General features: G+C 57.8%; 18 protein-coding genes. 6 read left to right on the forward strand and 12 right to left on the reverse strand.

The features are described from left to right. Positions 1-29: 29 nt before the first annotated feature. The 11 genes from lpxD to rpsB all read right to left on the reverse strand — a co-directional run bounded on the left by lpxD (position 30) and on the right by rpsB (position 11,569). Positions 30-1,085, reverse strand: a complete 1,056-nt coding sequence (gene lpxD, locus AACY50_RS17335) for a UDP-3-O-(3-hydroxymyristoyl)glucosamine N-acyltransferase (RefSeq protein ID WP_339430551.1) — start codon at positions 1,083-1,085, stop codon at positions 30-32. Between the two features lie 3 nt (positions 1,086-1,088). After that, on the reverse strand, positions 1,089-1,592 hold the full coding sequence (locus AACY50_RS17340) for an OmpH family outer membrane protein (protein ID WP_339430550.1): 504 nt from the start codon (positions 1,590-1,592) through the stop codon (positions 1,089-1,091). 45 nt (positions 1,593-1,637) lie between these two features. Continuing rightward, positions 1,638-4,013: an outer membrane protein assembly factor BamA gene (bamA, locus tag AACY50_RS17345; RefSeq protein WP_339430549.1), complete on the reverse strand. Its 2,376-nt coding sequence runs from the start codon at positions 4,011-4,013 to the stop codon at positions 1,638-1,640. Positions 4,014-4,087: 74 nt separating this feature from the next. Next, on the reverse strand, positions 4,088-5,440 hold the full coding sequence (gene rseP / locus AACY50_RS17350) for a sigma E protease regulator RseP (protein ID WP_339430548.1): 1,353 nt from the start codon (positions 5,438-5,440) through the stop codon (positions 4,088-4,090). A gap of 54 nt (positions 5,441-5,494) precedes the next feature. Further along, a complete protein-coding gene (gene ispC, locus AACY50_RS17355) occupies positions 5,495-6,685 on the reverse strand; it encodes a 1-deoxy-D-xylulose-5-phosphate reductoisomerase (protein WP_339430547.1) in 1,191 nt (396 codons plus the stop codon). After that, positions 6,682-7,488 carry a phosphatidate cytidylyltransferase gene (locus AACY50_RS17360; RefSeq protein ID WP_339430546.1) on the reverse strand — a complete coding sequence of 269 codons (807 nt, stop codon included), beginning with the start codon at positions 7,486-7,488 and terminating at the stop codon, positions 6,682-6,684. The genes ispC and AACY50_RS17360 overlap by 4 nt, the downstream gene beginning before the upstream one ends. Continuing rightward, the gene (gene uppS, locus AACY50_RS17365; RefSeq protein WP_221732444.1) at positions 7,488-8,243 is read right to left on the reverse strand and encodes a polyprenyl diphosphate synthase; all 756 of its coding nucleotides are present in this window, start codon (positions 8,241-8,243) and stop codon (positions 7,488-7,490) included. The genes AACY50_RS17360 and uppS overlap by 1 nt, the downstream gene beginning before the upstream one ends. 14 nt (positions 8,244-8,257) lie before the next feature. Continuing rightward, a complete protein-coding gene (gene frr, locus AACY50_RS17370; protein WP_339430545.1) occupies positions 8,258-8,815 on the reverse strand; it encodes a ribosome recycling factor in 558 nt (185 codons plus the stop codon). After that, entirely contained in the window at positions 8,812-9,555 is a 744-nt protein-coding gene (gene pyrH, locus AACY50_RS17375) for a UMP kinase (protein WP_003222124.1), read from the reverse strand. The genes frr and pyrH overlap by 4 nt, the downstream gene beginning before the upstream one ends. 209 nt (positions 9,556-9,764) lie before the next feature. Next, positions 9,765-10,628 (reverse strand): translation elongation factor Ts, encoded by an 864-nt coding sequence (gene tsf, locus AACY50_RS17380; RefSeq protein ID WP_339430544.1) that lies wholly within the window; start codon positions 10,626-10,628, stop codon positions 9,765-9,767. A 203-nt stretch (positions 10,629-10,831) separates the two neighbouring features. Then, positions 10,832-11,569 (reverse strand): 30S ribosomal protein S2, encoded by a 738-nt coding sequence (gene rpsB / locus AACY50_RS17385; protein WP_095189367.1) that lies wholly within the window; start codon positions 11,567-11,569, stop codon positions 10,832-10,834. 373 nt (positions 11,570-11,942) lie between these two features. Between rpsB and map the strand changes: the two genes are divergently transcribed. From map to AACY50_RS17405, 4 genes are all read left to right on the forward strand, one after another. Then, the gene (gene map / locus AACY50_RS17390; protein WP_339430543.1) at positions 11,943-12,725 is read left to right on the forward strand and encodes a type I methionyl aminopeptidase; all 783 of its coding nucleotides are present in this window, start codon (positions 11,943-11,945) and stop codon (positions 12,723-12,725) included. A 43-nt stretch (positions 12,726-12,768) separates the two neighbouring features. Further along, a complete protein-coding gene (locus AACY50_RS17395) occupies positions 12,769-15,471 on the forward strand; it encodes a [protein-PII] uridylyltransferase (RefSeq protein WP_339430542.1) in 2,703 nt (900 codons plus the stop codon). A gap of 44 nt (positions 15,472-15,515) precedes the next feature. Next, positions 15,516-16,715 (forward strand): succinyldiaminopimelate transaminase, encoded by a 1,200-nt coding sequence (gene dapC / locus AACY50_RS17400; RefSeq protein ID WP_339430541.1) that lies wholly within the window; start codon positions 15,516-15,518, stop codon positions 16,713-16,715. A gap of 273 nt (positions 16,716-16,988) precedes the next feature. Then, positions 16,989-17,735 (forward strand): M12 family metallopeptidase, encoded by a 747-nt coding sequence (locus AACY50_RS17405; protein ID WP_339430540.1) that lies wholly within the window; start codon positions 16,989-16,991, stop codon positions 17,733-17,735. Here the strand turns inward: AACY50_RS17405 and AACY50_RS17410 are convergent. Then, on the reverse strand, positions 17,728-19,359 hold the full coding sequence (locus tag AACY50_RS17410) for a Na+/H+ antiporter (protein WP_339430539.1): 1,632 nt from the start codon (positions 19,357-19,359) through the stop codon (positions 17,728-17,730). The two genes, AACY50_RS17405 and AACY50_RS17410, sit on opposite strands and share 8 nt — an antisense overlap. A gap of 183 nt (positions 19,360-19,542) precedes the next feature. Here AACY50_RS17410 and AACY50_RS17415 point away from each other — a divergent pair, with 183 nt between their 5' ends. Then, entirely contained in the window at positions 19,543-19,905 is a 363-nt protein-coding gene (locus AACY50_RS17415; protein WP_339538900.1) for an ArsC family reductase, read from the forward strand. Between the two features lie 33 nt (positions 19,906-19,938). Next, positions 19,939-20,973, forward strand: coding sequence for a 2,3,4,5-tetrahydropyridine-2,6-dicarboxylate N-succinyltransferase (dapD, locus tag AACY50_RS17420; RefSeq protein ID WP_339430538.1), 1,035 nt, complete (start codon positions 19,939-19,941; stop codon positions 20,971-20,973). Positions 20,974-21,110 lie beyond the last annotated feature (137 nt).

The raw sequence follows: 21,110 nt of genomic DNA on the forward strand, positions 1-21,110 counted from the left end.
GGCTGTGCACACTTGATATGGAAATGGTATCAGCCATCTGATGAAGCATTGCCGTCAGGGGTCACTTCCCCAACGCGCTTTTCCAGCTGTTTAAAACGACGCGCGATGTCATCGAGCTGACGAATGCGTGCCGCGCTTTTGCGCCATTCGGCAGCCGGTTGCATGGCTGTGCCGGAAGAATAGGCGCCTGGCTCGGTAATCGAGTGCGTCACCATGGTCATCCCGGTCAGGAAAACGTTGTCGCAAATATCAATGTGGCCGACCAGACCGACACCTCCGGCCAGCATGCAGTGCTTGCCGATTTTGGTGCTACCGGAGATCCCGACGCACGCGGCCATGGCAGTGTGATCACCGACCTGGACGTTGTGGGCAATCTGGATCTGGTTGTCGAGTTTCACGCCATTGCCGATCACGGTATCGGCCAACGCGCCGCGGTCGATGGCAGTATTCACGCCGATCTCCACATCGTCGCCGATGGTCACACCACCGATCTGGGCAATTTTCTGCCAGATACCCTTCTCATTGGCGAAGCCGAAGCCTTCACCACCGAGCACGGCACCGGACTGGATAACCACACGCTTGCCGATGTGCACATCGTGATACAGCGTGACACGCGGAGCGAGCCAGCCGCCCTCGCCGATTTCGCTGCGGGCACCGATGACGCAATGGGCACCCAGCGTGACTTGCGCCCCAATGCGTGCACCCGCCTCGATCACCACGAAGGGGCCGATGCTGGCGGTTGGATCAACCACAGCGTCGTCAGCGATGACTGCCGAGGGATGGATACCCGCGGCAGCTTTCGGTTTGGGATCGAACAAGTGAGAGATACGTGCATAAGCCAGATAAGGATCTGGCACCACCACTGCATTACCGGCAAAACCTTCTGCGTCGGCGTCTTTGAGCAACAAGGCTGCTGCCTGAGAACCGGCCAGGTATTTTCGATATTGAGGATTTGCCAGAAAGCTCAACTGAGCTGGGCCAGCCTCTTGCAAAGTGGCTAGCCCAGTAATTTGCTTCTCCGGGTCGCCACGCAGGGTGGCGCCGAGGAACTCGGCCAACTGGCCGAGCTTGATAGTCACGGTCATGGGTTACTTCAGCTGATTCATGCGCTCGATAACCTGGCGTGTGATGTCGTACTGAGGCTTGACATCGATCACTGCGCCACGTTCGAGCACCAGGTCAAAACCACCTTTCTTGATGACGCCTTCTACAGCGCTATCCAGTTTCGGCTTCAGTTGCTTGAGCATTTCGCGGTCGGCAACGGCCTTGGCTTCATTCAGTTCCTTGGACTGGAACTGGAAGTCACGGGCCTTTTGCTTGAACTCCAGCTCCAGACGCTCACGCTCGCCCTGCTGCATCTTGTCACCACCGGCCATCAGACGATCCTGAATGCCCTTGGCGCTGCTTTCCAGAGTTTTCAGCTTGGTCAGTTGAGGACCGAACTTCTTCTCCGCATCGACAGCGTATTTCTTGGCCGCGTCCGATTCCAGCAACGCCATCTGATAGTTCAGAACGGCAATTTTCATGTCGGCGAATGCCGGGCCTGCCACCAGTACGGAGGCCAGGAGAACCAATTGAGTCAACTTACGCACGATGCACTCCTACAAAATCCATTGTCGTTATCTTGGGTCAGACGCTTAGAACGTCTGGCCGAGGGAGAATTGGAACACTTGAGTTTCAGCGTTATCCGGTTTTTTGACCGGCATGGCCAGAGCAAAACTCAGGGGGCCCAGCGCGGTAACCCAGGTCACGCCAACACCGACGGAACTGGCCATGTTGCTCAGGCTGATGTCGTTGCACTTGGTGTTGGACGAAGTGCCGTTTGCGTTGGTGGTGTCCTTGCACTGCGAATCGAAAACGTTACCCACGTCCCAGAATACCGAAGTACGCAGGGAACGCTGATCCTTGACGAATGGCAGCGGGAACAGAACTTCCACACCGCCCTGAATCAGGACGTTGCCACCGAACGGCAGCGGGTCTTGGTCCGGATCTTTGACAGTACCCGGGTTGTTACCCGAACTTGGTGTGCTACGCGGGCCGAGGGTGCTGTCCTTGAAGCCACGAACCGAGTTGAAACCACCAGCATAGTAGTTTTCATAGAACGGCAAGCCATCTGTGGAACCATAACCGTCGCCATAACCCAGTTCGGTGTGCAGACGCAAAGTGTAGTTTTCGCTGATCGGCTGGAACAACTGACCACGGTAGTCAAGTTTGTAGAATGCAAGGTCGCTGCCCGGAATGGTGGTTTCCAGGGTGAGGCTCTGGGAGCGACCACGGGTTGGCAGTACACCTTTGTTCAGGGTCGACTCGGACCAGCCGGCCGACGCCTTGAAGTTCAGGTAGTTGTCGCCTTCTTTGTTAACGAAGTCGAAAATCTCGTCAACGGTGTATTTGCCGGTCTTGATCTTGTCTTGCTGGGCAGACAGACCGAAGGTCAGTCGCGAAGTCTCGCTGATCGGGTAGCCAACGTTAACACCCGCACCCAGGCTGTCTACGGAATAGCTCGAAATATCGGCATCGAGTTCAGCGTAGTCGGTTGTGCGATAGAACGCGTTGTAACCCAGGCTCACGCCATCGGCGGTCCAGTAGGGGTCAACGTAGCCGAAGTTGTAGCGGCTCTGGTATTCGCTTCGAGTCAGACCGACGCTGACGCGGTTACCGGTACCGAGGAAGTTGTTCTGGGTAATCGAACCACCGAGGATCAAACCGGCGCTCTGGGCGAAACCGACGCTGGCGGTAATCGAACCGGAAGCCTGCTCTTCAACGCTGTAGTTCACGTCAACCTGGTCGTCGACACCCGGAACAGCCGGCGTTTCGACGTTGACTTCCTTGAAGAAGCCCAGACGCTCAAGACGGGTCTTGGATTGGTCGATCAGGTAGGTCGAAGCCCAGCCACCTTCCATTTGACGCATTTCGCGACGCAGCACTTCGTCCTCGGACTTGGTGTTGCCACGGAAGTTGATGCGGTTGACGTAGGCACGCTTGCCCGGATCGACAGCAAACAGGATGTCTACGGTGTGATCATCGTCGTGCGGCTGAGGCACGCCGTTGACGTTGGCGAAGGTATAACCCTCGTTACCCAGACGACGGGTGATCAGTTCAGAAGTAGTGGTCATCAGCTTGCGCGAGAACACCTGGCCTTTCTGCACCAGCAACAAGGACTTGATCTGATCTTCAGGTACTTTGAGATCACCGCTGAGTTTGACGTCACGAACGGTGTATTTCTCACCCTCGGTCACGTTGACGGTGATGTAGACATGCTTCTTGTCCGGAGTGATGGACACCTGGGTCGAAGCAATATCCATATTGATATAGCCGCGATCCAGGTAGTAGGAACGCAGACGCTCCAGGTCACCGGACAGTTTTTCACGGGCATATTTGTCATCGTTCTTGAAGAACGACAGCCAGTTGGTGGTTTTCAGCTCGAACAGGTCGGTCAGGTCTTCCTCGGGAAAAACCGTGTTGCCTACCACGTTGATGTGCTGAATGGCAGCAACGGTGCCTTCGTTGATCTTCACTTTCAGGCCAACACGGTTACGCGGCTGCGATACCACTTCGGTATCGACGGTCGCGGAATAGCGGCCTTGCGCGACGTACTGGCGTTGCAGTTCGTTACGGACACCTTCGAGGGTGGCACGCTGGAAGATCTCGCCTTCGGCCAGACCGGATTGCTTGAGGCCTTTCATCAAGTCTTCAGTAGAGATCGCTTTGTTACCTTCGATCTCGATACTGGCGACAGATGGACGCTCAACAACCGTGATCACCAGAACGTTGCCTTCGCGGCCCAGCTGGATATCTTGAAAGAAACCGGTTTTGAACAACGCACGAGTGGATTCCACCAGGCGACGATCATCCGCCTGCTCGCCGACGTTCAACGGCAAGGCACCAAAGACGCTACCCGCGGAGACCCGCTGGAGGCCATTGACGCGAATATCAGAGATAGTGAAGGACTCGGCGTGAACTTCGGCGATCATCAATACGGTGAGAACCGCAGTTAGCAGCAGACGTTTCATGAAGTCCTTTCTTATTCCAACTGGCAATAAACAAACTGCCGCAAAATGCGGCAGATTCGCAATTCAGCGAAGCGTTACAGTCGACCCAGATCGTTGACCAGAGCAAGCAACATCACCCCGACCACCAAACTGATACCGATCTGTATCCCCCAACCTTGCACCCGATCCGACAAGGGACGACCACGCGCCCACTCGATCAGATAAAACAACAAGTGCCCCCCATCCAGTACAGGGATGGGCAGCAAATTCAGAACTCCCAGGCTAATACTCAGATAAGCAAGGAAATTCAGGAAATCAGCGACGCCCGACTGGGCAGAAGCGCCCGCCACTTTAGCAATGGTTATCGGTCCACTCAAGTTTTTTACCGAGAGCTCGCCGAACAGCATTTTCTTGAGTGAGTCCAGCGTCAGAATGCTCATGGTCCAAGTACGATGGGCGCCCTCGCCAATCGCGGCCAACGGCCCGTAACTGACTTCGCGGATCATCTCCGGTGGCCAGTCGACAGCTTTTACACCCGCCCCCAGATAACCGCTTGGAGACTTGCTTTTGCCGCGCGCTGCCAAGGTGACCGGGACGTCGATTTGAGCACCGTCGCGCTCGATACGCAGCATGATTTTGGTATCAGGACGCGTACGAACGGTATCAACCACTTGCTGCCAGTCATTAAGCGCCTGGCCATCCAGAGACAGAAGGCGATCACCGGTTTTCAGGCCAGCCGCCTGAGCTGGACCTTCTGGATCAAGCTCGGCAAGCACGGGCGCCAAGGCCGGACGCCACGGACGAATACCCAATGAGCGGATAGGATCGGGCTCATCAGCCCCCTGCAGCCAGTGATCCAGCACCAACTCGCGTGGAGAGTCCGCGGTAGAGCCCTGCTCACGCACCAGCAACTGCAACGAACCGCTTTCACCAAGCCGACGCACCAACTGCAAGTTGACGGCTGCCCAACCGGTGGTCGGCTCGCCATCAATCGCGACGATCTCCTGCCCCACACCCAAACCAGCCTTGGCGGCGATGCTGCCAGACTCGACCGCACCGATGACCGGGCGTACCTGCTCGCTACCGAGCATGGCCAGCACCCAGAAAAACACCAGGGCCAAAAGGAAGTTGGCGACAGGGCCGGCGGCAACAATGGCGATTCGCTGACGAACCGTCTTGCGGTTAAACGAGTGATCCAGTTGATCAACCGGCACCTCGCCCTCACGCTCGTCGAGCATTTTGACGTAGCCACCCAGCGGAATCGCGGCGATGACGAACTCAGTGCCCTGTTTGTCGTGCCAGCGCAGCAGAGGCATGCCGAAGCCTACGGAAAAGCGCAGAACCTTGACGCCACAGCGCCGCGCGACCCAGAAGTGGCCGAATTCGTGAAAGGTGACCAGCACACCCAAGGCGATCAGGGTGCCGGCAATCATATAGAGCGCGCTCATCTACTTTCTCCGCAATCCTGTTCAGTGCCGCGTGACGCCATTGTGTTTCAAATTCTATCGATCGTGACGCTTCAACCACTGCTCAGCCAGAACTCGCGCCTTGGCGTCTGCCGTAAACACAGCGTCGAGATCATCCAGTGCTACGACCGGTTCGAGGTTCAACACCTGCTCGATGATACTCGCGATTTCCAGGTAACGGATTCGTCCGTCGAGAAACGCCGCCACCGCCACTTCGTTCGCCGCATTGAGCATCGCCGGTGCACTGTCGCCTGCTTCGGCAGCTTGACGCGCCAGACGCAGACAAGGGAAGCGCTGCTCATCCGGCGCCTCAAAGTCCAGGCGCGCAACTGCGAACAGATCAAGCGGCGCCACACCGGAGTCTATGCGTTCCGGCCAAGCCAGAGCATTGGCGATCGGTGTGCGCATGTCAGGGTTCCCCAATTGCGCCAGTACCGAGCCATCGACATAGTCGACCAGCGAGTGAATCACGCTCTGCGGGTGGATCACCACCTCGACTTGCGACGGCTTTGCATCAAACAACCAGCAAGCCTCGATCAACTCAAGACCTTTATTCATCATGCTGGCCGAGTCTACTGAAATCTTGCGCCCCATGGACCAGTTCGGGTGGGCACACGCTTGCTCAGGTGAAACGTGCGCCAATTCGCTCATCGGCGTCTGTCGGAACGGACCACCAGAGGCTGTAAGCAAAATCCGGCGAACACCGACAGCGCTCAATCCGCGAGCAAAATCCAGTGGCATACACTGGAAAATCGCGTTGTGTTCGCTGTCGATCGGCAGCAGCACAGAACCGCTTTGGCGTACCGCCTGCATAAACAGGGCGCCGGACATTACCAGCGCCTCTTTATTGGCCAAAAGGATCTTCTTGCCGGCCACGACGGCCGCCAGAGTCGGACGCAGGCCAGCCGCGCCAACGATCGCCGCCATCACCGCGTCGACTTCCGGTGCAGAAGCGACCTGACACAGGCCCTCTTCCCCCACCAGCACACGGGTCGACAAACCGGCTGCGCGCAAATCGTCCTGCAAACCGCGCGCAGCGGCGACTTGCGGTACCACGGCAAATTGCGGCACATGCCGCATGCACAACGCCAGCAACTCACTCAGGCGAGTGAAACCGCTCAATGCGAAAACCTGATAGCGCTCAGGGTGACGCGCAATAACATCAAGGGTGCTCAGACCAATCGAGCCGGTCGCCCCCAAAACAGTGATCTGTTGCGGGCGGCTCACGGCGCAGCCATCCACAGCAACACCGCGAAGACTGGAATGGCCGCGGTCAGACTGTCGATACGATCAAGAACGCCGCCATGACCTGGCAGCAGATTACTGCTGTCCTTGATGCCGGACTTGCGCTTGAACATGCTTTCGGTGAGGTCGCCCACAACCGAGATGAAGACGATCAGCGCAGCACCAATCAAACCCTTGAGCAACTCGGCAACCGTCCAGTCACGTACCAGGCCGACAATAGCGGTGATCACCAGACTGAGGGCAAGACCGCCGTAGACGCCTTCCCAGCTTTTACCCGGACTGACTTGAGGGGCCAACTTACGCTTGCCGAATGCACGACCGGAAAAATAAGCGCCGATATCTGCGCCCCAGACCAGCACCATCACTGCCATGATCAGCCAGTTACCCAATGGGTATTGCTTGATCTGCATCAGGCCTTGCCAGGCCGGCAGCAAAATCAACAGACCAATCACTAGCTTGCTGGCAGCACTGGACCAATGTTCGCTGGAACGCGGGTAGGTCAGCACCAGATACGTCGCAACTGCCCACCAAAGCACCGAAGCACCCAGCACCCACGGCGCGAGACTGGGCACCACGTACATGACGAACAACATAAATGCGACGACGGCAGCAAAGCCGACGCGAAACGATTGCGCGGTGAAGCCCGCCAGACGTGCCCATTCCCAGGCACCGAGGCTCACGACCAGACCGATGAACAGCGCAAAAGCGGAACCTTCGAGCAGGAAAAACCCGCACAAGGCGATCGGCAGCAGGATCAGTGCAGTGATGATTCGTTGTTTAAGCATTAAACCCGGGCTCCAGCTTCGACCTGTTCGCTCGTTTTACCGAAACGACGCTGGCGCGAAGCGAAATCAGCCAGCGCATTGCGCATGGCATCGTGTTTGAAGTCCGGCCAGAACAGGTCGGAGAAGTACAACTCGGCGTAAGCCAGTTGCCACAGCAGGAAGTTGCTGATGCGGTGCTCTCCGCCCGTGCGGATGCACAAGTCCGGCAACGGCAGATCGCCGGTCGCCAGACAGGTTTGCAGCAGATCAGGAGTAATGTCTTCCGGACGCAGATGCCCGGCCTGAACTTCACGCGCCAAACGCTGCGCGGCTTGCGCGATATCCCACTGACCGCCGTAGTTGGCGGCGATCTGCAGGATAAAACGATTGGAGCCCGCAGTCATGGCTTCGGCTTCGCGCATCGCGGCCTGAAGCTCCGGATGGAAGCGCGAACGATCGCCAATGATGCGCAGGCTGATGTTGTTCTCGTTCAGGCGCTTGGCCTCACGACGCAAGGCCTTGAAGAACAGATCCATCAAGGCACTGACCTCATCGGCCGGGCGCTGCCAGTTCTCACTGGAGAAGGCGAACAGGGTCAGCACTTCGACCTTGGCCTCAGCACACACCTCGATCACGGCCCGAACAGCATCCACGCCCGCTTTATGCCCGGCGACACCCGGCATAAAGCGTTTTTTCGCCCAGCGATTGTTGCCATCCATGATGATCGCGACATGGCGCGGCACCGCGGACGGCGCAGTCTGCTTGGTCTTGTCCATTTAAAGCTCGACCCTTATACGGCCATCAGGTCTTTTTCTTTCTCGTCCGTGGCCTTGGTGATCTGGGCCTCGGATTCTTTGGTCAGCTTATCGATATCAGCGATGGCACGACGCTCTTCGTCTTCGCTGATTTCCTTGTCCTTGACCAGTTTCTTGAGCTCGCCCAAAGCATCACGACGAATATTGCGCACGGCAACACGCGCGTCTTCAGCAGCGCTGCGTGCCTGCTTGGTGAAGCCTTTACGCGTTTCCTCGGTGAGGGCCGGCATCGGGATCAACAGCAACTCACCCAGGTTAGTCGGGTTGAGGTTCAGACCGGCGCTCTGGATAGCCTTGTCGACGGCTGCGAGCATGTTGCGCTCGAACGCCACGACCTGCAGCGTGCGCGAGTCTTTCACGGTGACGTTGGCAACGCCACTCAGCGGGGTGTCAGTGCCGTAGTAAGGCACCATCACACTGCCGAGGATGCTTGGGTGCGCCTTGCCGGTACGAATCTGACCGAATGCATGGGACAGGGAGTCCAGAGACTTTTGCATACGCTCTTGAGCGTCTTTCTTGATTTCGTTGATCATTGTTGACCTTCCTCGATCAGGGTACCTTCAGCGCCGCCATGGACGATGTTCAGCAGGGCACCGGGTTTGTTCATGTTGAATACGCGCAGCGGCATCTTGTGGTCGCGGCACAGGCAAATAGCCGTCAGGTCCATCACACCCAGCTTGCGATCCAGCACTTCATCATAAGTCAGATGATCGAACTTCTCGGCATGCGGGTCTTTGAACGGATCGGCTGTGTAGACGCCATCAACCTTGGTCGCCTTGAGCACGACGTCCGCGTCGATTTCGATTGCGCGCAGGCAGGCTGCCGAATCCGTGGTGAAGAACGGATTGCCGGTACCGGCCGCGAAAATCACGACGTCTTTGGAGTTCAGGTGGCGCATGGCTTTGCGGCGATCATAGTGATCGGTTACGCCGACCATGGAAATGGCCGACATCACGATGGCCGAGATATTGGCACGCTCCAGCGCGTCGCGCATGGCCAGGGCATTCATCACAGTGGCCAGCATGCCCATGTGGTCGCCTGTCACCCGATCCATGCCGGCTTTGCTCAGAGCTTCGCCGCGGAACAGGTTACCACCACCGATCACCAGACCGACCTGTACGCCGATACCGACCAGCTGACCGACTTCCAGCGCCATTCGATCCAACACTTTCGGATCGATCCCGAACTCTTCCGAGCCCATCAGGGCCTCGCCGCTAAGCTTGAGTAGAATGCGTTTATAGCGAGCCTGATAACCACTGCCCTGCTGAGCCATTGCGAATCTCTCCTGCGGCGTATTTAAAATTCTTTGCGAGCTGTTTACAGCTGGCGTTCACTCTAGCTTGGCGCTGCTTCAGCGCCATCGGAACATGGCTTTGTAAGTCAGTTCCAAGTGGAAACCAATAAAAAATTGGTTGCCCCATCTGAAAAGAGGCTGCGCGCGTGAGCGGGCAGCCTCTTTCGGGCGACAGTTGAAAAACCGTCTTACTGCTTGGCGGCAGCCAGCTGGGCAGCAACTTCTTCAGCGAAGTTGTCGACCGGCTTCTCGATGCCTTCGCCTACTTTGTAGTAAGTGAAGGAAACGATTTCTGCGCCGCCTTTCTTGGCCAGCTCGCCAACCTTGATTTCAGGGTTTTTGACGAACGCCTGCTCAACCAGGCTCGCTTCTGCCAGGAACTTGCTGATACGGCCCTTGACCATGTTCTCAACAATGTTTTCTGGCTTGCCTTTGATTTTTTCTTCGTTCAGCTGCATGAACACAGCTTTTTCGCGCTCGATCGCTTCAGCCGAAACTTGCGAAGGCAGCAGGAACTCAGGGTTGCTTGCAGCTACGTGCATCGCGATGTCTTTGGCCAGCTCGACGTCACCGCCTTTCAGAGCCACAACAACACCGATCTTGTTGCCGTGCAGGTACGAGCCCACAACGTCACTTTCGATACGGGTCAGACGACGGATGTTGACGTTTTCGCCTACTTTGGCAACCAGTGCTTCGCGATCAGCTTCTTGAGCAGCGATCAGCGGAGCCGCATCGGTCAGCTTGTCAGCGAAAGCTTTTTCAACGCTGGCAGCAACAAAGTTTTTGAAGTCGTCTTGCAGAGCCAGGAAGTCGGTCTGCGAGTTCACTTCCAGGATAACGGCAGCTTTACCGTCGTCCTTGATTGCGATTGCGCCTTCAGCGGCAACGTTGCCAGCTTTTTTCGCAGCTTTGATCGCGCCCGAAGCACGCATGTCATCAATGGCTTTTTCGATGTCGCCGTCAGCCTTTTCCAGGGCTTTCTTGCAATCCATCATGCCTTCGCCGGTACGCTCGCGCAGTTCTTTAACCAACGCTGCAGTAATTGCTGCCATTTTCAAATTCCTCTTGGATAGGTTTTCAACCATTCCACCCGATCGAACGGGCGTTCAATTCTTCCCGAATCACCTTGTAGCCGCTGCACGTTACAGATGCAGGGTGAGCGCTACCACAAGTGGGCGCCGACAAATGGTTTTCGAGGTGGCAAAAAGGGGGCCAAGCCCCCTTTTTGCTTACTGAGTCAACGCCAGGGCGTCAATTACTCAGCTGCAGCCTGAGTTTCTTCAGCTGCGAATTCTACAGTGCCGCCGCCAACATTGTTGCGACCACGGATAACTGCGTCAGCCATCGAACCCATGTACAGCTGGATAGCGCGGATTGCGTCATCGTTGCCTGGGATGATGTAGTCAACGCCTTCCGGGCTGCTGTTGGTATCGACAACGCCGATGACCGGAATGCCCAGCTTGTTGGCTTCGGTGATCGCGATGCGCTCGTGGTCAACGTCGATCACGAACAGTGCGTCTGGCAGACCGCCCATGTCCTTGATGCCGCCCAGGGAGCGATCCAGCTTCTCAAGATCACGAGTGCGCATCAGCGCTTCTTTCTTGGTCAGCTTGGCGAAGGTACCGTCTTCGGCTTGAACTTCAAGGTCACGCAGACGCTTGATGGAAGCACGAATGGTTTTGAAGTTGGTCAGCATGCCGCCCAACCAGCGGTGATCGACGTACGGCGAACCGCAACGTGCTGCTTCTTCAGCAACGATCTTGCCAGCGGAACGCTTGGTGCCGACGAACAGAATCTTGTTTTTGCCCTGGGCCAGACGCTCTACGAAAGTCAGAGCTTCGTTGAACATTGGCAGGGTTTTTTCAAGGTTGATAATGTGAATCTTGTTACGCGCGCCGAAAATGTACTTACCCATTTTCGGATTCCAGTAACGGGTTTGGTGACCGAAGTGCACACCGGCCTTCAGCATATCGCGCATGTTGACTTGGGACATGATAGTTCCTTAATAAGTCGGGTTTGGCCTCCACGTATCCCAATGACCAACCAGTGGCATAAAGCCAAAAGCACCCAGGTCATCGTGTCGACACGTGTGTGGATTTAAGCTTTTCGGGGCATCCCCGGAAAGCGGCGCATTTTATACCACAGGGTGTGCAGAAACGGAACCCGAAATCTGTAATCACACCAAGGACATGGGCGCAGCCCCCTTGGAATCGGCCCGGCACCCGCCATTGTATAGAGAGAAGCGATGCACACCGGCGCGGAATTGCTCCTTTGGTCTGTTAGAATCGCGTTTTTCGGGGTCGCAAAACGAACAGTTGCCACCCTACCCGTATCAGCAAGCGCCGCCGAGCGCAGAGAGAGCCTGTATGACCGTCAACCTCAAAACCCCCGAGGACATCGCTGGTATGCGTGTCGCCGGCAAACTGGCCGCCGATGTGCTGGAAATGATTGCCGAGCATGTAAAACCGGGCATTACCACTGATCAATTGAACCAGATCTGCCACGACTACATCGTCAATGTGCAGCAGGCCATCCCTGCCCCGCTCAACTACAAGGGCTATCCGAAGTCGATCTGCACCTCGATCAACCATGTGGTCTGCCACGGCATCCCGAACGACAAACCGCTGAAAAACGGCGACACCCTGAACATCGACGTGACAGTGATCAAGGACGGCTATCACGGCGACACCAGCCGCATGTTCCACGTCGGCGAAGTACCGGTCTGGGCCGAGCGCCTTTCGCAGATCACCCAGGAATGCATGTACAAGGCCATCGAGATCGTCAAACCTGGCTGCCGCCTGGGTGACATCGGTGAAGTCATCCAGAAGCATGCGGAAAAGAACGGTTTCTCGGTGGTTCGCGAATTCTGTGGTCACGGCATCGGCAAGGTGTTCCACGAAGAGCCACAGATCCTCCACTACGGCCGCGCCGGCACCGGCATGGAACTGAAGGCCGGCATGACCTTCACCATCGAGCCGATGATCAATCAGGGCAAGGCCGACACCAAAGTATTGGGCGACGGCTGGACGGCGATCACCAAGGACCGCAAGCTCTCGGCACAGTGGGAACATACCCTGCTGGTAACCGACACTGGCTACGAGATCTTCACTCTGCGCGCCGACGACACCATCGCGCGCATTTCGGCCTGATCCCCAGCACGCTCTCAGCCTTTTACAGAAGGAAAGCCAATCGATGCCGCAGGTGGATCCCGAACTCTTCGACCGCGGCCAGTTCCAGGCTGAACTGGCCCTGAAAGCGAGCCCCATAGCGGCGTTCAAGAAGGCTATCCGCCAGGCCCGCGAGGTGCTCGACACACGTTTTCGCTGCGGCCGTGACATCCGCCGGCTGATCGAAGACCGCGCCTGGTTCGTCGACAACATCCTGCAAAAGGCCTGGGAGCAGTTCAACTGGAGTGAAGACGCCGATATCGCGCTGGTCGCGGTCGGCGGCTACGGCCGAGGGGAGTTGCACCCTTACTCGGACATCGATCTGCTGATCCTGCTGGACAGCGCCGATCACGAAGTTTTCCGCGATTCCATCGAGCGTTTTCTGACTTTGCTGTGGGACATCGGCCTCGAAGTCGGTCAGAGCGTTCGCTCGGTCGATGAATGCGCCGAAGAAGCCCGCGCCGACCTGACAGTGGTCACCAACCTGATGGAAAGCCGCACCATTTGCGGCCCCGAGCGTTTGCGCCAGCGCATGCTGGACGTCACCAGTACCGCGCACATGTGGCCAGCCAAAGAGTTCTTTCTGGCCAAGCGCGCCGAACAGAAGACTCGCCACCACAAGTACAACGACACCGAATACAACCTGGAACCCAACGTCAAAGGCTCGCCCGGCGGACTGCGGGACATTCAGACGATTCTTTGGGTTGCCCGTCGTCAATACGGCACTCTCAACCTGCGCGCGCTGGCCGGCGAAGGCTTCCTGGTCGAGAGCGAAAACGCCTTGCTCGCCTCTTCGCAGGAGTTTTTGTGGAAGGTGCGTTACGCCCTGCACATGCTGGCCGGACGCTCTGAAGACCGTCTGCTGTTCGATTATCAACGCACCATTGCCGGGTTACTGGGTTTTGAAGGTGACGACGCCAAGCAGGCCGTCGAAAACTTCATGCAACAGTACTTTCGCGTAGTGATGAGCATCGCCCAGCTCAGCGACTTGATCATCCAGCACTTCGAAGAGGTCATTCTCGCACCGGAGGACGAAGCACCGCCGCAACCGATCAACTCGCGCTTCCAACTGCACGACGGCTATATCGAGGCGCGCAGTGACAATGTATTCCGCCGCACGCCGTTCGCCATGCTCGAAATTTTCGTGTTGATGGCTCAGCAGCCTGAAATCAAAGGCGTGCGTGCCGACACCATTCGCTTGCTGCGCGAGTACCGTCACCTGATCGACGACAACTTCCGCAACGATATCCGCAATACCAGCCTGTTCATCGAGCTGTTCAAGTGCAAGGTCGGCATCCACCGAAACCTGCGGCGGATGAACCGTTATGGCATTCTCGGGCGCTACCTGCCGGAGTTCGGCTTTATCGTCGGGCAGATGCAGCACGACCTGTTCCACATCTATACGGTCGACGCACACACCCTGAACCTCATCAAACACCTGCGTAAGTTGCAGTACACCCAGGTATCGGAAAAATTCCCGCTGGCCAGCAAGCTCATGGGCAAGCTGCCCAAACCGGAGCTGATCTACCTCGCCGGCCTGTACCACGACATCGGCAAGGGCCGGCATGGCGATCACTCGGAAATCGGTGCGGTCGATGCCGAGGCGTTCTGCCAGCGTCATCAGTTACCGGTATGGGACAGCCGTCTGATCGTCTGGCTGGTGCAGAACCACCTGGTGATGTCGACCACGGCCCAACGTAAAGACTTGTCCGACCCGCAAGTGATCCACGACTTCGCTCAGGCCGTCGGCGACGAAACCCGCCTCGACTACCTGTATGTGCTGACGGTCGCCGATATCAACGCGACCAATCCGACACTCTGGAATTCATGGCGCGCGAGCCTGCTGCGCCAACTCTACACCGAGACCAAACGCGCCCTGCGCCGAGGCCTCGAGAACCCGGTGGATCGCGAAGAGCAGATCCGCCAGACCCAGAGCGCGGCCCTGGACATCCTGGTGCGCGGCGGCACCGATCCGGACGATGTCGAGCAATTGTGGGCGCAGTTGGGCGATGACTACTTCCTGCGTCACACAGCAGGCGATGTGGCCTGGCACAGCGATGCAATTCTCCAGCAGCCCACCGATGGTGGCCCACTGGTGCTGATCAAGGAAACCACCCAACGCGAGTTCGAGGGCGGTACGCAGATCTTCATCTATGCACCCGATCAGCACGATTTCTTTGCCGTGACCGTGGCGGCGATGGACCAGCTCAACCTGAACATTCATGATGCCCGGGTCATCACCTCGAGCAGCCAGTTCACCCTCGACACCTACATCGTGCTCGACACCGATGGCGACTCGATCGGCGACAACCCGGCCCGGGTCAAGCAGATCCGCGAAGGCCTGACCGAAGCCTTGCGCAACCCGGACGACTACCCGACGATCATCCAGCGCCGGGTACCACGCCAGCTCAAGCACTTTGCCTTTGCGCCGCAGGTGACGATCCACAACGACGCCCAGCGACCGGTGACGGTGCTGGAGCTCACCGCGCCCGACCGGCCAGGACTGCTGGCGCGCGTTGGCGGGATATTCCTCGAGTTCGACCTGTCACTGCAGAACGCCAAGATCGCCACGCTGGGCGAACGGGTGGAAGACGTGTTCTTCATCACCGACGCGCACAATCAGCCGTTATCCGATCCGCTGCTGTGCAGCCGTTTGCAGGATGCGATCGTCGAACATCTGAGCGTCAATCAGGAACCCGATATCAAACTGTCGCGCATCAGCATCTGACTGCGCGCCCGGATTAATCTGCTTTGCATTGAGACCCTGCACGAATGAACAACGCTCTGAACCAGCTCCAGCCCTACCCTTTCGAAAAGCTGCGCGCCCTGCTCGGCACCGTCACGCCGAATCCGGACAAGCGCCCGATCGCGCTGTCCATCGGTGAACCGAAGCATCGCTCGCCAAGCTTCGTCGCCGAGGCGTTGGCCAATAATCTGGATCAGATGGCGGTGTACCCGACCACGCTCGGCATTGCGGCGCTGCGCGAAGCCATTGCCGGCTGGTGCGAGCGCCGCTTCGGCGTGCCCACCGGCTGGATCGACCCGGCGCGCAACGTGCTGCCGGTCAACGGAACCCGTGAGGCGCTGTTTGCCTTCACCCAAACCGTGGTCAACCGGGGTGACGACGCACTGGTGGTCAGCCCGAACCCGTTCTATCAGATCTACGAAGGCGCCGCCTTCCTCGCCGGTGCCAAGCCGCATTACCTGCCGTGCCTGGACGAGAACGGTTTCAACCCCGACTTCGATGCCGTCTCGCCGGACATCTGGACGCGCTGCCAGATCCTGTTCCTGTGCTCGCCGGGTAACCCGACGGGTGCGCTGATCCCGGTCGAGACGCTGAAAAAACTCATCGCCCTGGCCGACGAATACGATTTCGTGATCGCCGCCGATGAGTGCTACAGCGAGTTGTACTTCGACGAACAGACGCCCCCGCCGGGCTTGCTCACTGCTTGCGTAGAACTGGGCCGCAAGGACTTCAAACGCTGCGTGGTCTTCCACAGCCTGTCCAAGCGCTCCAACCTGCCGGGGCTGCGCTCCGGTTTCGTCGCCGGCGATGCCGACATTCTCAAAGGCTTCCTGCTGTATCGCACCTACCACGGTTGTGCGATGCCGGTACAAACCCAACTGGCCAGCGTTGCCGCGTGGAATGACGAAGTGCATGTACGTGCCAACCGTGCGCTGTACCGCGAGAAATTCGATGCCGTATTGGAGATCCTCAGCCCGGTGCTGGATGTGCAGCGCCCGGATGGCAGCTTCTATCTGTGGCCGAATGTGCAAGGTGATGACGCGGCGTTTTGCCGTGACCTGTTTGCCGAAGAACATGTGACTGTGGTGCCGGGCTCCTATCTCTCCCGGGAAGTGGATGGCGTCAACCCTGGGGCTGGCCGCGTGCGCATGGCGCTGGTAGCCCCCTTGGCAGAATGCGTTGAAGCGGCTGAGCGGATTCGCGCTTTTATTACTCGCAAGCAGTAACTGTCCAAGTCTTGCGCCAGGCAACCTGGCGCAACGGCCTGATTAAAAGTTACACATTCACCCCATCAACAGTCTCCTGTCCGGCCGCCCTGAGTTATCCCTGTGCGCCAATACTCCAAACCCTGAAAAAAATGCAATAGCGGAACGTGGATCCAGCATAAAGTTACAACATCTGCCCCCAAAGAACGCCCAACCAGATTATCTTCGCATCCGCTTAAACAGGTTTGTCCAATGGATCAGGACAGACATTCACAACCAACACGGATGTTGATCATGCAAATATTCCACTATGTAGAACTGAAGCTGCAGAATAAAAACAACTGCACTGACTCGATCAATGAAGAACATACCGAAGACCGGGTACAACCGTTGTCTCAAGGACGTCACAAGCGCTCAGTCGCTTATGCCAACTATTTCTGGGAAAACGCCAGCACCCTTAAAATCTCTTTCGCCCACGATGTTCCTGTTGACCTGAGAGACCGAATCGAAAGGATCATTCGCCAATGGGAGCCTTACGTCAGTCTGGCCTTTGAAATCGTGGCGGATGACAAGGGGGAAATTCGCATCGCTGTGGGCGGCAAGGATAGCTACTCGACCATGGGGACAGAAGCACTCAACATCCACGCTGACCTTCCGACCCTGTGCATCGGAGTAGAACCGGACCACTTTGATTTTGAGCGCACACTGCTTCATGAGTTTGGTCATGCTTTGGGCTTTCATCATGCGCACCTGCACCCCCAGGCCAATATTCCGTGGAACAAACCGGTAGTTTATAACTTCTTCAAAACCAACTTCGGCTGGACCAAAGCACGAGTCAACCTTAATCTCTTTGATGTTGACCCGACCCAAACACTGTCTTTTGGCAAGTACGATAAAGACTCCGTCATGCACTACCACATACCAGACTTCATGACCTTGTCGAATTGGCAGACAAAAATAAATACAACACTCAGCGAAGGCGACAAGTTGTTTGCAAGTCAGACCTACCCCCCCATCAACTATCGCCAACTGCCTATTTGATCTTTCCCAGATTCGCCTCGCTCAAGTCCAGGTCAGCCAGCACTTCCCTGAGCACGTCATCGCCGATCCGGTGATGGCGACTCAGGCTATAGAGCTCAAGGCGCTGCGCCCGCAGTGCCTTCACACGCAAATGACGTTCCAGCAGATCCATCTGGAACGCCAGCGCCTGCGCTTCGGCGGAATCATTGAACACGTCCAGTTGATGGCGATATTCGGACATGATCCGGGCCTTGAGCTCTGCCGCCAACGCCGCTTGTGCAGCGTCCTGCGGGGGGAACTCTTCGGTTTCAAGCGCATGAATGGCCGCTTCAGCGGTTTGGCGCCAGGCATCGCGGACTTCCTGACGGCGTTTGTCGTCTGGACTCTTCTGGATTCCATGCAGCAACAGCGGCAGCACAATGCAGGCCGATATCAACGACAGCAGGATCACGCCGGCAGCGATGAAGATCAGCAGATCACGCTCAGGAAATGCGTGCGCCCCTATCAACATCGGTACCGACATCACGCCCGCCAGTGTCACCGCCCCGCGCACACCGCCGACGGTCAACAACCAGCAGGAACGGGCGGTGGGCACTTGTGTCAGCTCACCTTTGCCACGCAAACGCCGCAGCAGCACGGACAACCGCCAGATGCTTTGCACCCAGATAAACCGCAGCAGCACCAACGCCAGGAAAATCGCCACCACATCGAGGCAGCGATAAAACAACGTTGGCCACAGCGTCGGCTCATGGCTGACCACCGCCTTGATAATGTCCGGCAACTGCAAGCCCAATAGCAGAAAGATCAGGCCGTTGAAGGCAAACTCCAGCAGCGACCAGACGCTGCGATTGAGCAGTCGGGTGCTGGTCTGGCGCGGCAGCAGGTCGAGCCAGCTCTGCATCATCCCCGCCGCCACCGCCGAAAGAATGCCCGACACACCCAGGCGCTCAGCCAAAACGTACGCGGCGAACGGCAGCAACAACATGAACACCACATGGGTGGCCGGATCATCCCAGCCACGGGCGATCATCCAGGCGCGCCCGCGCCCGACCAACCAGCTCAATGCCACGCCAACGGCCAGCCCGCCGATTGCCACCACGACAAAGTCCAGGCTCGCATTGGCAAGCGAGAACACTCCGGTGACGGCTGCCGCCAAGGCGAACTTGAACGTCACCAGGCCCGACGCATCATTCATCAGTGCCTCGCCTTGAAGCATGTGCATCAGCGGCGTCGGCAGGCGGTTCTGCGAAATAGCCGAGACGGCCACGGCGTCGGTTGGCGACAACACGGCTGCCAGAGCAAAAGCCACGGGCAACGCAATCGTCGGCAGCAACCAATGAATGAAGTACCCGGCGCCGACCACGGTGAACAGCACCAACCCCACCGCCAGCGTCAGGATGGGCCCCCGCAGATGCCAGAGCTCGCGTTTGGGCATGCGCCAGCCGTCGGAAAACAGCAGCGGCGGCAGGAACAAAAACAGGAACAGCTCCGGGTCGAGCGCCACATGCAGACCCAGCGTCGGCCAGGCCAGCAAGGCACCGGCGGCGATTTGCACCAGAGGCAATGGCAACGGGATGACCCGTCCGAGCAAACGCGAGACGCTGACCAGCATCAGCAGGATCAGGACGGTGTAGGCAGTTTGCATAAAGCACAAATCTCAGGAGATCGACAGCGTTGAACTGCCATATTAGCCGCTTAGGATGCGCGTGACCGTTGCACCTACGTCGCAGTCTCGCCAACTCGCGCCCACAGGTTTTGCGCTTTACCCGAAGGGGCATGGCATAATCCCGGACCATTTTTTTCCAGCACCTGTAAAGGGGGCGATTCCTTGACCGTTTCAAGTAAAACGTTGCACCTTTTCGGCATCAAAGCCTGCGACACCATGAAAAAGGCGCGCACCTGGCTCGATGAACACGCTGTCAGCTACGACTTCCATGATTACAAAACTGCCGGTATCGACCGTGAACACCTGACCCAATGGTGTGACGAGCACGGCTGGCAAACGGTGTTGAACCGGGCAGGCACGACCTTTCGCAAACTCGACGACGAACGCAAAGCCGATCTCGACCAATCGAAAGCCATCGAACTGATGCTCGCTCAACCCTCGATGATCAAGCGCCCGGTGCTCGATCTCGGTGACCGAACCCTGATTGGCTTCAAGCCAGATATCTACGCGGCCCCACTCAAGTAAAGCAGCCCGTCACTTATTGCTAGAGGTATTCACATGTCCAACTCCCTGTTCAGCATCGCCTTCGGCGTCGGCACACAAAACCGTCAAGGCGCATGGCTGGAAGTGTTCTACGCACAGCCACTGCTCAACCCGTCGGCAGAACTGGTCGCGGCTGTTGCGCCGATCCTCGGTTACACCCAAGGCAACCAGGCCATCACCTTCACCACCGCGCAGGCTGCGCAACTGGCTGAAGCGGTCAAAGGCATCGACGCCGTTCAAGGCAAACTGCTGACCCGTCTGGCCGAGAGCCACAAGCCGCTGGTCGCCACCGTACTGGCCGAAGATACACAACTGACGTCGACGCCAGAGGCTTACCTCAAGCTGCACCTGCTGTCCCACCGCTTGGTCAAGCCGCACGGTGTGAGCCTGGCCGGGATCTTCCCGCTGCTGCCAAACGTTGCCTGGACCAGCCAGGGCGCGATCGACCAGAGCGAACTGGCCGAAATGCAACTCGAAGCCCGTCTGCGTGGCGAGTTGCTGGAAGTGTTCTCGGTGGACAAATTCCCGAAAATGACCGACTACGTCGTTCCGGCCGGCGTACGTATCGCTGATGCCGCGCGCCTGCGTCTGGGCGCCTATGTGGGCGAAGGCACCACCGTCATGCATGAAGGTTTCATCAACTTCAATGCCGGCACCGAAGGCCCGGGCATGATCGAAGGCCGTGTATCCGCTGGCGTCTTCGTCGGCAAGGGTTCGGATCTGGGTGGCGGTTGCTCGACCATGGGCACCCTGTCGGGCGGCGGCAACATCGTGATCAAGGTCGGCGAAGGCTGCCTGATCGGCGCCAACGCCGGTATCGGTATCCCGTTGGGCGACCGCAACACCGTCGAGTCGGGCCTGTACGTGACCGCCGGCACCAAGGTGGCGCTGCTGGACGAGCACAACAATCTGGTCAAGGTGGTGAAGGCCCGCGAGCTGGCCGGTCAGACTGACCTGCTGTTCCGTCGCAACTCGCAAACCGGTGCCGTGGAGTGCAAAACCCACAAGTCGGCCATCGAACTGAACGAAGCGCTGCACGCTCACAACTAAGCAGCCACCCGATCCCCTGTGGGAGCGGGCTTGCTCGCGAAGGCGTCCTGTCACTCAACAGCAGTGCTGAATGACACTACGCTTTCGCGAGCAAGCCCGCTCCCGCAGGGTCTGGCGTAAACCCCGCCCAAATTCAC

Source organism: Pseudomonas sp. RA_15y_Pfl2_54, from assembly GCF_963971015.1.
GTDB lineage: Bacteria > Pseudomonadota > Gammaproteobacteria > Pseudomonadales > Pseudomonadaceae > Aquipseudomonas > Aquipseudomonas baetica_A.

Bases quoted from the DNA above. Each gene is read 5' to 3' on its own strand.
- rseP (WP_339430548.1), bottom strand. From the start codon at position 5,440: ATGAGCGCGCTCTATATGATTGCCGGCACCCTGATCGCCTTGGGTGTG.
- rpsB (WP_095189367.1), bottom strand. From the start codon at position 11,569: ATGTCCCAAGTCAACATGCGCGATATGCTGAAGGCCGGTGTGCACTTC.
- AACY50_RS17395 (WP_339430542.1), top strand. From the start codon at position 12,769: ATGCCGCAGGTGGATCCCGAACTCTTCGACCGCGGCCAGTTCCAGGCT.
- AACY50_RS17360 (WP_339430546.1), bottom strand. From the start codon at position 7,488: ATGCTTAAACAACGAATCATCACTGCACTGATCCTGCTGCCGATCGCC.
- map (WP_339430543.1), top strand. From the start codon at position 11,943: ATGACCGTCAACCTCAAAACCCCCGAGGACATCGCTGGTATGCGTGTC.
- pyrH (WP_003222124.1), bottom strand. From the start codon at position 9,555: ATGGCTCAGCAGGGCAGTGGTTATCAGGCTCGCTATAAACGCATTCTA.
- dapD (WP_339430538.1), top strand. From the start codon at position 19,939: ATGTCCAACTCCCTGTTCAGCATCGCCTTCGGCGTCGGCACACAAAAC.
- bamA (WP_339430549.1), bottom strand. From the start codon at position 4,013: ATGAAACGTCTGCTGCTAACTGCGGTTCTCACCGTATTGATGATCGCC.
- tsf (WP_339430544.1), bottom strand. From the start codon at position 10,628: ATGGCAGCAATTACTGCAGCGTTGGTTAAAGAACTGCGCGAGCGTACC.
- AACY50_RS17410 (WP_339430539.1), bottom strand. From the start codon at position 19,359: ATGCAAACTGCCTACACCGTCCTGATCCTGCTGATGCTGGTCAGCGTC.
- lpxD (WP_339430551.1), bottom strand. From the start codon at position 1,085: ATGACCGTGACTATCAAGCTCGGCCAGTTGGCCGAGTTCCTCGGCGCC.
- dapC (WP_339430541.1), top strand. From the start codon at position 15,516: ATGAACAACGCTCTGAACCAGCTCCAGCCCTACCCTTTCGAAAAGCTG.
- AACY50_RS17405 (WP_339430540.1), top strand. From the start codon at position 16,989: ATGCAAATATTCCACTATGTAGAACTGAAGCTGCAGAATAAAAACAAC.
- uppS (WP_221732444.1), bottom strand. From the start codon at position 8,243: ATGGACAAGACCAAGCAGACTGCGCCGTCCGCGGTGCCGCGCCATGTC.
- frr (WP_339430545.1), bottom strand. From the start codon at position 8,815: ATGATCAACGAAATCAAGAAAGACGCTCAAGAGCGTATGCAAAAGTCT.